The following is a 13,498-nucleotide window of genomic DNA, read 5'->3' as shown; positions in this document are numbered from 1 at the left end:
AGGCTAGCCCTGCGCGGAGGCCACCCGGTCGCGCAGCGCGCTCTCCGTGCCCAGGCGGGCGAGGAGTGCCGCACCGTCGAGGCCGTTCCCGGCCGGCTCACGCAGGTCCAGGTGCGGGTAGAGCGCGCGCAGGCCCGCTTCGAAGGGGGCGGCGATCTCGGGCGCCTGCAACACGGCGCCGAGACCGCAGACGACCGGTGCCCCGAGGGGCCCTTCGCCCACGATTCGCAGCCCGGTCGAGACGGAGAGCACGAGTTCGGCGGCGGCGGCGGCGCAGATTGCGGCGGCGACGGCATCCGTCGGGGCGAGGGCCGTGACGTGGCGGGAGTAGGCGGCGATGCGGCTCACCCGGGCGGGGTCGGCCTGCAGCTGGGTGTAGGCGGTCTCGAGGTTCGGGAAGTCGCCGCGCACGAGTTCGGTCAGGGCGGTGCGGGCGCCGCGGCCGTCGTAGTCGCGCATGACCGCGTCCAGGGCGGCGCGGCCGATCCAGTACCCGCTGCCCGCGTCACCGAGCAGGTAGCCCCAGCCGTCGATGCGGGTCACCCGGTGTGAGCCGACGGCGAGGGTGACGACGCCGGTGCCGACCGCGATCACGGCCCCGAGGGTGTCGCCGAGGGCGCCGAGGTAGGAGGTCACCGAATCGTGGGCGAGTTGCACCTCCCGCACCCCGAATGCGCCCGTCGCGGCCTGCATCTGCACGGCCTGGTCGGTGGAGTTGGTGTAACCGGAGATGCCGGCGCTCACCGTGTGGATCGGCGCCCCGCAGGCCTGGGCGACCTGGGCCACCACGGCGACGAGCTGGGGGATCAGGGCAGAGTCGGTACGGATGCCGTCGAAGTCATAGAGGTCGCCGCGCCTGTCCTCGCGTCGCAGCCGGGCCCGGATGCCGGTCTGGCCGGCATCGATCGCGAGGTGGGAGGCGAGCGGTTGGACAGAGGACATGAACATGCTCCCAAGGTGGCACGACGACGGACGACTCGGCTGCGCGTCCATGAACCTGAGCTTATCTTAGGTGGATTAAGAAAGCATCCGTTCGGGGGACGGGTCGGCGGCGCCTCACCCGCTCCGCCTGGCGTAGTAATCCCGCCAGACCAGGCGATGCACCGGTATCCACCGCGGGATGTCGCGGAGTACCGGGATGAAGGACACCAGCATGAGCAGCAGGCTGAGGACCAGCATCAGGAGCACGATGAGGAGGTCCGCATTCTCGGCGGAGGCGAAGGGTTCCACCTGGTACCAGAAGGAGAACAGCCACAGCCAGGACTGGCCGGGGGTGTTTCCGGTCTCGTTCATCATTCCCCACTGATCCCCGGTCAGATGCGCCGCGGCAGCCAGATCGGGGAAGTAGGTGCCGTCCCCGAGGAAGAGCGTGCCGCGGGTGTAGTCGAAGTTGTAGAACGCGTCCTTCGCCTGCAGCACCCCGTCCAGCGCGCCCTGCTGCGCCATGGTGAGCAGGGCGCCGGTCAGCTCCGGCACGGGGCCGTAGGAGCCCCCGGCCACCCTGGCCGGGTCGTTGTCGGGCGCTTTCGCCAGCGCATCCGTGTAGGCCGTGGCCCAGTCGCCGCGTTGGGTGTCGGACGCGCTGTCCCAGATCGCCAAACCGGCCGGGGGATCGTTCAGCGTCGACAGCGGGCCGGTCACGAGATCTGTGGCCGTGTCGATCGGGATCTGCACGCCGGACAGGCTCTGGAGGTCAAGTGGGCCGATGGTCTGGGTGGCGTCGGGGGTCGAATTGTACGGTGGTCCGTAGCCGGCGGTCTCGCTGGTGCCGGCGAGCTCGGCGGTCGCGGTGGTGACGAAGTCGTCCGGCGCCGCCGCCCAGGATTTCATGGTGATGCTCTTCTCGTCCGGCGACCCGAACACGGCCGACAGGGTGAGGGTGACCAGGCCCACCACGACGAGGGCGACGGTCAGTTCCTTGAACAGGTCGTATTCGCGCACCGCGCCACGCCACGGACGGCGGGCGAGGTCGTCGCTGTCCGTGCCGCGACGGGGTGGGCGTGCCGGCGCGGCGCTCATCGGCCGGCCTCCCCGGGGGTCGCGGTCGTGGCACCGGGTGTCAGCTGGGCATCCGTCTCGGCCGCATCGATCGGCGGGACGACGCCGTGCATGCGCACCTGCAGCACGTGCAGAGCCACGATCGCGCCGACCAGAAGCGGCAGCAGCATGATGTGGAAGCCCAAGATCTGACCGAGGTCGGCCACGTTGAACCAGGCCCCGATACCGGCGGCGTTCAACGCATCCTTGCCTTCGAAGGCGATCCACTGCGAGTCGAAGTTGGTCTGCAGCAGGTAGCCCGTCAAGGCGGCGACGATCGAGATCAGGAATGACACCACGCCCGTGATCCAGGTGAGCGCGCGCCCGCCACGCCAGGCCGCCATCCAGTACTTGCCCCAGAGGTGAACGACCATGGTCATGAAGAAGAGCTCGACGTTCCACAGGTGGGTGCTGTTCACAAACCGGCCCAGGTCCGACACGTGGTACCAGGACGGTCCGTTCAGTGACAGGACGATCCCCGAGACGAAGATGTAGACGAGGGAGACGAGCGCGGCCATGCCGAAGACGTAGATCCAGGATGCGATGTAGCTGGGCTGGTCTTCCGGCAGCAGCTTGTCGGCGGGCAGGTGGCGCAGCAGCCAGCCGCGGGCCTTGCCGGTCCAGGTGTGGTACTCGGCCTCGTCCGGATCCGTGTTCTCCGCTGACGTGCGGGTCGGCTCCTCGCGGAGGCTCGTCGGCGTTTCTTCCCGCTCGGGAACGGCAGGACCAGGGCCAGGGCCAGGACGAACAGAAGGATCATGACGAGGATCACGATCAGATTGCCGAGCTGGATTTGGAAGGCCCCCCAGCCGAGGTAGATGCTCGGACTGTCCAGGCTGGCGAATATGCTGACGAGCACATGCATGAGCAGCTCCGTAACTTGGACGACCTTCGTCGGGGAGATGTCCATCGACGGGCGGTGCTGTACCCGCAAACGTATTCCCCGGGGGCGGATTGGTCGCCATGGTTGACACGGAAGAATTATGAGAATACGTACAGGAATGGAGTCGGCTGGTGGGTCCCAGGCAGCCGACTGGCCGGGCCGGACGGAGCGGGGCCCGGCGGAGCGGCTAGGCGGAGCGGTCGCCGAGCTCCGCGCGGAGCGGCCAGTTCTGGCCCTCCAGGATGATCTGGGCGCAGCAACCGGTGCGGGCGTTAACCACGATCGGGGCCATCAGGTTGACGGTCGTGCCACCCTCGCCCGGGTTGGTCACCACGAGAATCAAGGCGTCGTCGGGTCCGGCGAGTTCGAGCGCCGACGCGTTGTCGTCGCTGATCACGGGGGAGTAGTCGGGCAGGTAGACGGAGGCGTCGAGCACGAACAGGCGGGTGTGGGCATCCGCTGCCGCCTGCAGGGTGAACAGACCGGCCGCCCCGGGGATCTCGGTCAGCGCGAACTCGGTCAGCGGTGCGAGGCCGGGCGGAGGGGAGACGAAAGTCAGCCTGGCGCTCAGTGTGGGCGCATCCGTCGGGTCTGCGGACTGCGGGGCGGCTGTTTTCAGTGCAGTTTTCATCGGAGGAAATCCATCAGGGTCGGCTGGAGCACCTTGGCGGTGACGGCGAGAGCCGACTGGTAGGTGACTTCCTGCAATTTGAGATCGAGGATGGCCTGACCGAGGTCGACGTCTTCGATCGAGGAACGTTGGGCTTCGAGGGCGCCGGTGCGCTGCACGAGGGTGTCTCCTGCCTTCTGAATCTGGGCCTGGCGCACACCGACATCCGCCTGCGCGGAGAGCACGGTCTTCATTCGCGAATCCACGGCGGTGAGGAACGGACCCACGTTGGCCGGTGGCGTCGTGGCCGTGCCACGCAGTGCTGCGCTGATGTTCGTGAGCAGGTCGAACACGGAGACGGGGTTCTCCGCCGTCGCCCCGAAGATCGCGGCGCCGTCTGCGTTCACCGCGACGGTCGTGTCGGCTCCGATGCGACGTTCGACGGTCGCCCCGGCAACACCCGTGAAGCTGAAGTCGGACTTGAACGCGACGCCGGCATCCGAGCTGCCGGCGAAGACGGTGCGGCCGAGGTAGGCCGTGTTGGCCTGCGCGAGCAGATCCTGTTTGAGACTGTCCAGTTCCGCCGCGATCGCTTCCTTCGCGGTGGGCGAGAGGATGTCGTTGACGCCCTGGAGGGTAAGGTCGCGCACCCGGTTCAGCAGGTCGGTGGTCGCACCGAGGGCGGTGTCTGCGCTGGTCAGCCAGCCGTTCCCGTTGTCGGCGTTGCGGCTGTACTGGGTGACGGCGCGCTGCTCGGCCCGCACGGCCAGGGCGTCGGCTGCCCTGGCCGGGTCGTCGGAGGGCCGCTCGATGGCCTTGAGCGAGGATGCCCGCTCCTGGAGCTGGGCCATCCGGGCAAGGTTGGTCTGCAGGTTGCTCTGCGCGGAGCGCATCTGGGTCGACGTGGTGACGCGGGCGATCATGGCTTACCTTCCCACCAGTCCGGTGCGGTTGATCAGGGTGTCGAGCATCTCGTCCACGGCCGTCATCACCCGGGCGGCGCCCTGGTAGGCGTGCTGGAACATGAGCAGGTTCACGTTCTCTTCGTCGAGGTCGACGGAGGCGTTCGAGAGTTGTGCGCTGACCGCGGCGGTCGAGGTGAGGTCGGCCAGCGAGGCGTGCTGCAGCTCGGTTTTGGTCTTGACCGCGAACCCGGTGACGAAGTTCGACCAGTCGGTCGTGGGGGACTGGATCGAGGTTCCGGCCGTCGTGACGGCCTTGCCGGCGCCGAGTTGGGCGATCTGATCGGCGACCGAGCCGTCGAGCTTGCCCTTCGAGAGGTCACCCGTCGCCAGCTCTGCCGCCGTTTTCGGAATCACGCTCAGGCCCGTCGCTGCCGGGACACCGGCCGTGACCTTGAAGAAGTCCCCGGGGGTCGGCAGGCTCGAGTTCGTGCCTGTCTTGTAGATCGTGTTGACCTTGTCGGTCAGGTTCCGGGCGAACGTGTTGTACGACTCGCCAGCCTCGGCGAGGGCGCCGCCGGTACCCGCGCCGGTACCCGAGGTCACGGCCGGGGCAAGCAGGGAGAGTGCGCCGGCGAGTTCGCCACCGTCGACGGCCACGGCGCCGGCGGGCTTCCCGGCCCACTCGAGGTGCACGGTTCCGGTGCCCGCCATGCTCGTGGCGCCGACCGCCACGAGTTTCTGGGCAGAGTCCCCGGTGACGAGCCCGTTGCCGCCGACGAGCACGTCGACGGTGCCGTCACCGCGGTCGACGACCGTGCCCCCGGTGAGGGCGGCGAGGGTCGTGGTGAGCTGGCTGCGCCGGTCGAGGAGCTCATTGGCGCTTCCGCCGCCGGCCAGCTCCGAACGGATCTGGCCGTTGAGCGCGGCCACCTGGCTTGCCGCCCCGTTGATCTCGGCGACCATGCCGTCGACACTGCCGCGCACGCTCGACCACTCGGTGGCTACGGCCTGGTAGCCCTGTGCGATCTGCGTGGTGAGCGCTGCGGCCTGGCTGAGTAGGACGCCGGCGGGGGCGGTGCTTCCGCCGGCGTTCGACACGTCCTGCCAGCCGGCCCAGAACTCCTGCAACTGGGCGGACAGCCCGTTCTCACCCGGTTCGTGCATCGAAGCTTCGACGGCGCTCAGAGCGTTGGAGCGCACCGCTGAGTAACCGGCAGCCGCGGCGGATGACCGCACCTGGGCATCCAGCTGGGCGCTGCCAAGGCGGGCGATGCCGTCGACGCTGACGCCCTGGCCGGCCTGCAGGCCGGCGCTCATCAGGCCGACCCGGGTGGCCGCGTCAACGGCAGAGGTCGAGATGCGCTGGCGGGTGTAGCCCTCTGTGTTGGCGTTGGCGATGTTCTGCCCCACGACCTCGAGCCCTTGTCGGGCGGCGATCAGGCCGGTGTACGCGGTGTTGAGTCCTCCGAACGTGCTCATCGCGGCATCCTCACAAAATCTGGTCGAACAGTCGGGAGCCGGCGGCGCTGGCGTCAGCCGTGCCGCGGGCGTCGTAGGTGCGGGTCGCGGTGCGCACGTCGGCGAGCGTTTCCTGGCTCGAGCGGGCGGCGGCGCGCAGCAACACTTCGTTCGCGTCGCGCAGTTCCTTGATCTGGGTCGTGAGGTCGCCCATGGCCTTGAGGTGCGCGGCCATGATCTCGCTCCAGGGGCCGGCGGGTGCGTGAACGACGAGTTCGCGCAGAGTGGCATCTTCGGCGGTGCCCCACTCGAGGGCGACTGCGGCCACCTCGACCGATCGGGCCAGGCCGGCATCGCGCACGTGTCCCAGCACCTGCTCGACCTCACGGGTGCCCTGTTGCAGCCAGCGGGTCCGGCCGTTGGTCAGGAGGAGTTGCTCCTCGTCGAGCTTGAAGACGAGCAGCTCGAGAAGTTCCCGCTCGCGCCACAGCAACGCTGAAAGTTCATTGGCCCCCACGTCTCCTCCAACTGCCTTTCGATGTCGATTCAGGCTCGGCTCACGCTGGGTCGCATGTCCAGTGCCTCTATTGGTCACTATCGGCAGGGCCGCTCGCACGGTAAGCCGAGACCTTCGATTCAGACTGCCAGTCAGCCGGTGCGGTGTCCACTAAAGAGAGGACACAGTGAGCATCCGTTCTCTGCGACCCCACCCCGTTGAGGGGTGATCTGCCCCGTTGTGGGGGTATTTTCCCCCGTTGTGGGGGGTGCTGCCGGTGGTTGGCCGGGAAAGCGCTCGCCTACGTTTTAAAACAAAGAAAATGTTTTTTCTGGGGGCCCCGAAACCCTGATTCCTTCACTAGTCCTCGTGCTCACCCGGCAAAAGCGAATCAGCTGGCCCAGCCAGTCGATTAGCTCCTCATCCGAAGCAAGCACTCAGGGAGATTCACTGTGAATCGGGCAGAACGCAACAAGCTGGTGATCGACAATCTCCCCCTGGTCGGCTACCTCGTCTCCGAGGTCTGGGCCAAGGCCCGCCACCTCTCGCGCGACGACCTGGCCTCGGCCGGAGCCCTCGCCCTGATCACCTCCGCCGACGCCTTCGATCCCGACCTCGGGGTGCCGTTCGGAGCTTTCGCCCGTCGCCGCATCATCGGCTCCTTCGCTGACGAGATGCGCTCCAACGACTGGGCCACCCGGATGGCGCGCCGCCGCATTAAGGAGACCCGCGCCGTTCAAGAGACGCTGGCTGCGGCTCTCGGCCGCGCGGCATCCGTCGACGAGGTGGCCGCGGCGCTCGGCGTCGACCGGGAGACCGCCCTGGCCGGCCTGTCCGACTCCGAGCGCACCGTGTCCACGCTCGACGACGCCACCGCCGAGTTCCTGGTGTCGGGCACCGAGCTGCCGGAGGATTCCCTACTGTCGGCCGAGCGCCTCTCCTATTTGCGCGCGGCCATCGACGTACTGCCGGACAAGATGCGCGACATCATCCAGCAGGTCTACTTCGACGACCGCTCCGTGAAGGAGATCGCGGCCGATCTCGGCATCACGCACTCCGCCGTCTCGCAGCAGCGGGCCGAAGCCATCCGTCTGCTCCGCGACGGCCTGGGCACGCACTACTCGGACGACGCCGAGGTCGAGTACGTGCCGGAGTCCCGCATCGCGCCGGCCCGTCGCAGCGCTTACCTGGCCCGCCTCGCGGACCAGGCGATGCTCGGCCTGGCGACGGCGTCGGGCACGGCCTATGCGGCGGATACCGGCGATTCTCCGGATTTAGCGCCGCGCGAAGTTTTTTCGGTCAACGGCTAACGCGCTACTTAGCGGGGCCGATAGCTCAAGGTGTCAGGCCATGGATGGCCTGGCTAACACCACCCAATCACGGAGGATTTCATCATGGGTATGCAGGTCAACACCAACCTCGCGGCAAACAACACGTACCGCAACCTCGCCGCAACACAGAACGACATGTCCAAGTCGCTGGAGAAGCTGTCCAGCGGCCTCCGCATCAACCGTGCTTCGGATGACGCGGCAGGCCTCACCATCTCGGAGGGCCTCAAGTCGCAGGTCGGTGGCCTCACGGTCGCCAGCCGCAACGCCCAGGACGGCATCTCGGTTGTCCAGACCGCTGAAGGTTCCTTGAGCGAGGTGCAGTCCATTCTGCAGCGCGTTCGTGACCTCGCCGTTCAGGCCGGTAACGACTCGAACAACACCGACTCACGCACCGCGATCAAGACCGAGGTGACTGCGCTTACTTCGGAACTGACGAGGATCGCGGGTTCGACCAACTTCAACGGTACTCAGCTCCTGGATGGCAAAAAGGGCTCCTTGAGCTTTCAGATCGGAGCGAATGCAGGCAACAGCAGCCAGATCGTCGTTGACCTGTCCAAGGTCGACGTCTCAAAGGTTGCGTCCGCGCTCACGACTTCGTCCGGATCGTCGGGCTCGGCTTTCGCGATCTCGAGCTTCAGCGCTCTGGACGGTTCTGCAGCCAAGTTCAAGAGCACTACTGCGGGTGGAGTTGTGACGTCCGTCACCACGCTGGCGCTGACGGACGCAACAGGTGCCGCTCAGACATCCTTCGCGAGTGTCGACGATTACGCATCAGCCCTCGGTCGGGATGCGGCGTTCTCGGCCAACTTCAGCGTCAGCGTCACGAAAGACACAAACGGCGCGGGAACTGGACTTGTGGTCACCGCTCTGAATGGTGGAACAGTGTCCACCGCTGTAGCAGATTCGGCGGCTGTAGGTCTGGCCAACGGCGGCGCGACGAACGCACCGGCTGCAGCAGGACTTGACTTCTCGACCGCCGCGGGTGCCAAGGCCGCAATCGCGACCATTGACACACAGCTCAACTACGTATCCACCGCTCGCGCCAACCTCGGCGCCGTCCAGAACCGGTTCGAGTCCGTCGTCAAGACGCTCGCCGTCTCGACGGAGAACCTGACCGCTGCCGGTTCGCGAATCCGCGACACCGACATGGCCGCCGAAATGGTCAAGTACACCCGTTCCAGCATCCTGACCCAGGCCGGTACCGCCATGCTCGCGCAGGCGAACCAGTCCAACCAGGGCGTGCTCTCGCTTCTCCGCTAACCCGGAGTAGCAGAACCTTTCGGGAAACCGCACGGTGAACTATGGCTGGTGGTGACCGAGAGATGAACTGGACCTCATCCCTCGGCCGCCACCAGCCATTCACTGTTTCACTCGCTCAATAATCGTCACGATCACAGCCGGAACGGAGATGCGATGACGAACGCAATTGACGGCCTCGTCAGTGGGCTCGACACTACCTCTCTCATCAACTCCCTGATGAAGGTCGAAGCCGCACCGCAGGCGCTGCTGAAGGCAAAGGTCGCCACCTCCCAGACCTTCATCTCAGCGCTCCAGGGACTCAACAGCCAGGTAGCGGCCCTCGGAACCCTCGCCGCGAACGCCGCGAAGCCCGCCGCCCTCGACCTCTACTCCTCGACCAGTAGCTCGCCGACCATCACGACATCCGTCTCGGCCGGAGCCAGCGCCGGCCAACTCGACGTCGTCGTCGGCGCCCTCGCCTCCAGCCAGGTCGAAGTCTCCGCCGCCCTGACCGTCTGGCCTGCCACGCCGCCCGTGCTCACAATCGTGTCGGGCGGGGTGAGCACCGAAATCACCGCAGCGTCGACCTCGCTTGACGACGTCGTCACCGCCATCAACGCTGCCAACACCGGGGTGACAGCGACCAGGGTCGCATCCGGTGTTGATGCTCTCGGGGCCCCGCAGTACCGCCTGCAGTTCACCGGGACGGCCACCGGTGCCGCAAAATCCTTCGAGGTGCACCAGGGAGCCAAAGCCGATGTGGCCCCGGCCAACGATCTTCTCGCCGCCCCCGGTTCCGCGGTCATTCGCACAGCCAAGGATGCGAGCGTCACCCTCTGGGCCGGCACCGGCGCCGCGCAGACCATCACCTCAGCGACCAACACGTTCTCCAACCTGCTCCCCGGCGTTGCGGTGACCGTATCCGCCATCTCGGTCGACCCGGTGACGATCAAGGTCGCCCGCGACGACGCCCAAATCGGCTCCCTGGCTTCGGGGCTGGTCAGTTCCGTCAACGGCATCTTCGCCCTGATCTCGACGAAGTCCGTGGTCGTCAACAGCACCAACGCCGCGGGTGCCGCTGTGATGTCGCCCGGCGTCTTCACCGGCAAGAGCAGTGTGCGGGACGTCAACCAGAAGATCCTCACGGCCGCGTCGGCTCCGGTCAACGGGCACTCCCCGTCCGAGTACGGCATCAGCATTACGAAGTCCGGCACGATGGAGTTCGACGCGGCCAAGTTCGCCACCGTACTGGCCAAGGACCCGACCACCGTCAAAGCTGCCGTGCAGGAGATCGCCGCCCGGGTCGCCGCCGTGGCCACCGCGGCATCCGACAAGTACACCGGGCAGATCACGTCCCAGATCACCGGCCAGCAGTCCACGGTCAAAGACCTCGGCAACCGGATCGATGCCTGGGACATCAGCCTGGCCACCCGCCGGGCGACCCTGCAGAGCACCTACACCGCGCTGGAGACCCAGCTCAGCAAGCTGAAGGCGCAATCGACCTGGCTGACCGCGCAACTCCCGACCACGACCTCGACCACAGGATGATGATGGCTGTTATGAGCATGATGGGCGGGGCGGCAGCCCGACGCGCACAATTCAACCGCGACGCGATCCTCTCGGCCACCCCGGTGCGCCTGCTGACGATGCTGTACGACCGCCTGCTGCTCGACCTGAACCGCGCTGAGGCCGCGCAGGTGGTCGAGAACTGGCAGATCGCATCCGACAACCTGCAGCACGCCCAGGCGATCGTCTCCGAGCTGATGTCGTCGCTCAAGGTGGACGCGTGGGAGGGCGGCGAAGGACTCTTCGCGATCTACACCTACGTGTCGAACGCGCTGATGAGCGCCAACATCCATCGGGATGTCGACCGTACAAGGGAGAGCATCGCCCTGCTCGATCCGCTGCGCCAGACCTGGCATGAAGCCGCCGACCAGCTTCCCGCGCAGACCACGTCGGCACAATTCGGCGGGGAGTACGGCATTGCCTAGGCCGGCGGGAGCCCGCGAGGAATGGCTGCACGTGCTCGACCAGCTCGAAACGAGCCTGGGCTCCGGGGCACGTGACGCCGTGCTCGCCGTGGAGGGGGAGCGCCTCTCCACCGGGGTGCAGTGGCGCGCCCCCGAACACCTCGGCCAGCTGCCGGCCGACCTCGAGAAACGCGCGAGGCGTCTCATCGCCGGCCAGCTCGAACTCATCCGCGAGATCGAGGATGCCCGCCGTTCGGCCGGCATGCACCTCGCCGCCGTCCGCACGATCCTCTCGGCCCAGCGTACCGACCAGTCCGTCTACCTCGACGTCGCCGGCTAGGCATCCGCCCAGTTGCTCACGGCTCGGCGAGGTCGACGGCGGATTCGGCGCGGATGGGCGAGTGTCAGTGCAATGCGCGAGCAGGGCAGACGACCGGCGACCCCGATGGAGTCGGTCCCATCAGTAACATCGGCATCATTCGTCACTACTTTCTAGAATCAGGCACAAATATGTGAATAACTCTCGATAATGCGTTCATATTTTGCTAAAATCGTCGCATGGCAGGAGCATCCGCACCGCAGTCACCAGTCGCCTCGGCCGAGGCGGCAGATTCGCCCGCGCAGCTTGTACGGCAGGCTCGCTTGGCCGTGGCCGCCGCGCTGGATTCGATCTCCTTCTCTCTGCTGGGCGACACGGACGCCCTGGCTGTCCTCGCCGAAGTCGAGCAGCTCGGTCGCCGGGTTGACGCGGCGCGGGTGTCGACGGCGACGGATGTCGCGGACCGCTCGCGGAACATCCTCGGCCACGACTCCCTCGCCTGGAAGCAGGGGGCGCGCAACGACGTCGACCTGATAACCCGACTGACCCGGGTGTCGGCCCGGGAAACGAACCGCCGGGTTCGCCTCGGCCGAAACGTCAGCCAACGCCGGGCCGGCGCCGGCATGCTACCGCCCTACTATCCGGCGGTCGCCGGGGGACTGACCCGCGGCGACCTCGGCGTCGACGCGGCGGAGGCCATCGTCACGACCCTCGACAAGGTCAGCCCGAGCGTCGCGCCCGACGACGTCCTCACCGCCGAACGGGCTCTGGTTGCAGCGGCGACCGGCGCGATCACCGAAGAGACCCAGGGGTTGCCCGGGGAGGGGTTCGCGTTCTCCGCAGACCTGATCCGGGGCATGGCCGTGCAGTGGCAGGCGCGGCTGGACCCCGACGGCACAGCCCCGAACGAAGACGTCGCCGAACCGCGCAGCACCGTCGGTTTCGGCGTCCTCCGGGACGGCCTTTACCCCTTGCGGGGCGCGGTCACGGCGGAGCTGCGCGGCATCATGAACGGCATTTTCGACACGTACCTGTCCGCGCACGCCGCTCCGGCGTTCCCCACGGAGGAGGAGCAGGCACGGATGGACTCGGGGGCGTTCATCCCCGGGGCAGAGGCCGCCGCTCTCGGCGACGACCGCAACGGCGGCGAGAAGCGCGCAGACATCCTCCGCGGCATCTTCGAGGCAGCGTCCCGCGACCCGGGCACCCCGTCCATGGGCGGCGCGGCCCCGACCGTGATGGTGCACGTGAACGCCGTCGACCTCGCCGACGGGCACGGCGTCGGTTGGATCGACGGGGTCGAGGCCCCGATCTCGATGCGCACCGTGAACCGGCTGATCTGCGCGGGCGGGTACCGCAAGATCGCGTTCGGTGAGCATGGCGAGGTCCTCCACCTGGGCGTCAGGCAACGATTCTTCAACCGGGCCCAACGCCGGGCGATCGCCGCCCGTGACGGCGGCTGCATCATCCCGGGCTGCCCGGTCAGCGCGGCCTGGGCCGAGGTACACCATGTGATCCCGTGGCTACAGCACGGCCCGACGAATATCGACAACGGAGTTCTCTTGTGCTGGCTGCACCACCACAGCATCGAGACCTCCGGGTGGCTCATCCGCATGGTCCGTGGCAAACCCGAGGTCATGGCACCGGTCTGCTACGACTCAGCACGAGTCTGGGTCCCCGCCCAGCAACACCGGGCCACGGCCAAAGCGAAATAGTCCCGCCGATTCGAGCCCGCACGTTGGCGAAGGCGACGGCGAGACCCCCCCCCTTACGAGTCGAGTTCAGATTCCTGCTTACGAGTGCTCGTCGCCGGCCGATAGCTAGGCACGAGCAGGGATAGCTCACCCACAGGCCACGGATCGGCCGTCATGTCTTCACTGACGACGAATCGGGTAACCGTGCTTGAATCCGTGACCGCCACCGCGTTGACCAGCGCACTGGACGGGCTGGCCCTCCGTCAGCGCACCATCGCGAATAACATCGCCAACGTCAACACCCCGGGCTACCACGCCAAGCGCGTCGCCTTCGAGAGCGCCCTGGCGAAGTCGGTCGCGGCCGGCGACGGCCACACCGCCGCCACCACGGCCAGCTCCCTCGAGCCCACCCGGCTCGACGGCAACAACGTGAACCTCGACACCGAGACCCTCTCCAACACCGAGACCGTGCTGCGCTACCAGTTCGCGGCTCAGGCCGTCAACGGACCGTTCACGGCCATCCGCTCCGCGATGCGCACCAACTGAGGGGCGGCCA

14 protein-coding genes are annotated in these 13,498 nt (G+C 67.3%); 7 read left to right on the top strand and 7 right to left on the bottom strand.

Annotation, left to right across the window (positions count from 1 at the left end):
* Positions 1 to 3: 3 nt before the first annotated feature.
* The 7 genes from E3O49_RS02225 to E3O49_RS02195 all read right to left on the bottom strand — a co-directional run bounded on the left by E3O49_RS02225 (position 4) and on the right by E3O49_RS02195 (position 6,410).
* Entirely contained in the window at positions 4 to 942 is a 939-nt protein-coding gene (locus E3O49_RS02225; protein ID WP_134402554.1) for an N-acetylglucosamine kinase, read from the bottom strand.
* A 114-nt stretch (positions 943 to 1,056) separates the two neighbouring features.
* Positions 1,057 to 2,019, bottom strand: coding sequence for a hypothetical protein (locus tag E3O49_RS02220; protein WP_241975828.1), 963 nt, complete (start codon positions 2,017 to 2,019; stop codon positions 1,057 to 1,059).
* Positions 2,016 to 2,555, bottom strand: a complete 540-nt coding sequence (locus tag E3O49_RS16805) for a cytochrome b N-terminal domain-containing protein (protein WP_198417461.1) — start codon at positions 2,553 to 2,555, stop codon at positions 2,016 to 2,018. The genes E3O49_RS02220 and E3O49_RS16805 overlap by 4 nt, the downstream gene beginning before the upstream one ends.
* Positions 2,556 to 3,107: 552 nt before the next feature.
* On the bottom strand, positions 3,108 to 3,551 hold the full coding sequence (gene fliW / locus E3O49_RS02210) for a flagellar assembly protein FliW (RefSeq protein WP_241975827.1): 444 nt from the start codon (positions 3,549 to 3,551) through the stop codon (positions 3,108 to 3,110).
* On the bottom strand, positions 3,548 to 4,453 hold the full coding sequence (gene flgL, locus E3O49_RS02205; RefSeq protein ID WP_134402552.1) for a flagellar hook-associated protein FlgL: 906 nt from the start codon (positions 4,451 to 4,453) through the stop codon (positions 3,548 to 3,550). The genes fliW and flgL overlap by 4 nt, the downstream gene beginning before the upstream one ends.
* Before the next feature lie 3 nt (positions 4,454 to 4,456).
* Entirely contained in the window at positions 4,457 to 5,914 is a 1,458-nt protein-coding gene (gene flgK, locus E3O49_RS02200; protein WP_134450916.1) for a flagellar hook-associated protein FlgK, read from the bottom strand.
* 10 nt (positions 5,915 to 5,924) lie between these two features.
* Positions 5,925 to 6,410, bottom strand: coding sequence for a flagellar protein FlgN (locus E3O49_RS02195; RefSeq protein WP_134402550.1), 486 nt, complete (start codon positions 6,408 to 6,410; stop codon positions 5,925 to 5,927).
* A 431-nt stretch (positions 6,411 to 6,841) separates the two neighbouring features.
* On the opposite strand from E3O49_RS02195, the gene E3O49_RS02190 reads away from it, so the two are divergent.
* The 7 genes from E3O49_RS02190 (at position 6,842) to E3O49_RS02160 (ending at position 13,488) form a co-directional block, all read left to right on the top strand.
* Positions 6,842 to 7,699: a sigma-70 family RNA polymerase sigma factor gene (locus E3O49_RS02190; RefSeq protein WP_134402549.1), complete on the top strand. Its 858-nt coding sequence runs from the start codon at positions 6,842 to 6,844 to the stop codon at positions 7,697 to 7,699.
* Positions 7,700 to 7,783: 84 nt separating this feature from the next.
* The gene (locus E3O49_RS02185; protein WP_134406118.1) at positions 7,784 to 8,980 is read left to right on the top strand and encodes a flagellin N-terminal helical domain-containing protein; all 1,197 of its coding nucleotides are present in this window, start codon (positions 7,784 to 7,786) and stop codon (positions 8,978 to 8,980) included.
* Positions 8,981 to 9,133: 153 nt separating this feature from the next.
* Positions 9,134 to 10,507 carry a flagellar filament capping protein FliD gene (fliD, locus tag E3O49_RS02180; protein WP_134402547.1) on the top strand — a complete coding sequence of 458 codons (1,374 nt, stop codon included), beginning with the start codon at positions 9,134 to 9,136 and terminating at the stop codon, positions 10,505 to 10,507.
* A gap of 11 nt (positions 10,508 to 10,518) precedes the next feature.
* Positions 10,519 to 10,950 carry a flagellar export chaperone FliS gene (gene fliS, locus E3O49_RS02175; protein WP_338144964.1) on the top strand — a complete coding sequence of 144 codons (432 nt, stop codon included), beginning with the start codon at positions 10,519 to 10,521 and terminating at the stop codon, positions 10,948 to 10,950.
* Positions 10,943 to 11,269, top strand: a complete 327-nt coding sequence (locus E3O49_RS02170) for a hypothetical protein (protein WP_134402545.1) — start codon at positions 10,943 to 10,945, stop codon at positions 11,267 to 11,269. Before fliS ends, E3O49_RS02170 begins: the two co-directional genes overlap by 8 nt.
* A 218-nt stretch (positions 11,270 to 11,487) precedes the next feature.
* A complete protein-coding gene (locus E3O49_RS02165; protein WP_134406113.1) occupies positions 11,488 to 12,963 on the top strand; it encodes an HNH endonuclease signature motif containing protein in 1,476 nt (491 codons plus the stop codon).
* A 183-nt stretch (positions 12,964 to 13,146) separates the two neighbouring features.
* Positions 13,147 to 13,488, top strand: coding sequence for a flagellar basal body rod protein FlgB (locus tag E3O49_RS02160; RefSeq protein ID WP_134402562.1), 342 nt, complete (start codon positions 13,147 to 13,149; stop codon positions 13,486 to 13,488).
* Positions 13,489 to 13,498: the final 10 nt, after the last annotated feature.

Origin of the sequence: Cryobacterium shii (assembly GCF_004402595.1) — a bacterium.
Taxonomy (GTDB): domain Bacteria; phylum Actinomycetota; class Actinomycetes; order Actinomycetales; family Microbacteriaceae; genus Cryobacterium; species Cryobacterium shii.
Note: the sequence above shows the minus strand (reverse complement) of the source record. Positions and strands in the feature narration are given on the sequence as shown.

Coding starts and splice junctions, on each gene's coding strand:
- E3O49_RS02185 (WP_134406118.1), top strand. CDS start 7,784: ATGGGTATGCAGGTCAACACCAACCTCGCGGCAAACAACACGTACCGC.
- flgL (WP_134402552.1), bottom strand. CDS start 4,453: ATGATCGCCCGCGTCACCACGTCGACCCAGATGCGCTCCGCGCAGAGC.
- E3O49_RS02220 (WP_241975828.1), bottom strand. CDS start 2,019: ATGAGCGCCGCGCCGGCACGCCCACCCCGTCGCGGCACGGACAGCGAC.
- fliS (WP_338144964.1), top strand. CDS start 10,519: ATGAGCATGATGGGCGGGGCGGCAGCCCGACGCGCACAATTCAACCGC.
- flgK (WP_134450916.1), bottom strand. CDS start 5,914: ATGAGCACGTTCGGAGGACTCAACACCGCGTACACCGGCCTGATCGCC.
- fliW (WP_241975827.1), bottom strand. CDS start 3,551: ATGAAAACTGCACTGAAAACAGCCGCCCCGCAGTCCGCAGACCCGACG.
- E3O49_RS02225 (WP_134402554.1), bottom strand. CDS start 942: ATGTCCTCTGTCCAACCGCTCGCCTCCCACCTCGCGATCGATGCCGGC.
- E3O49_RS16805 (WP_198417461.1), bottom strand. CDS start 2,555: ATGGCCGCGCTCGTCTCCCTCGTCTACATCTTCGTCTCGGGGATCGTC.
- fliD (WP_134402547.1), top strand. CDS start 9,134: ATGACGAACGCAATTGACGGCCTCGTCAGTGGGCTCGACACTACCTCT.
- E3O49_RS02165 (WP_134406113.1), top strand. CDS start 11,488: ATGGCAGGAGCATCCGCACCGCAGTCACCAGTCGCCTCGGCCGAGGCG.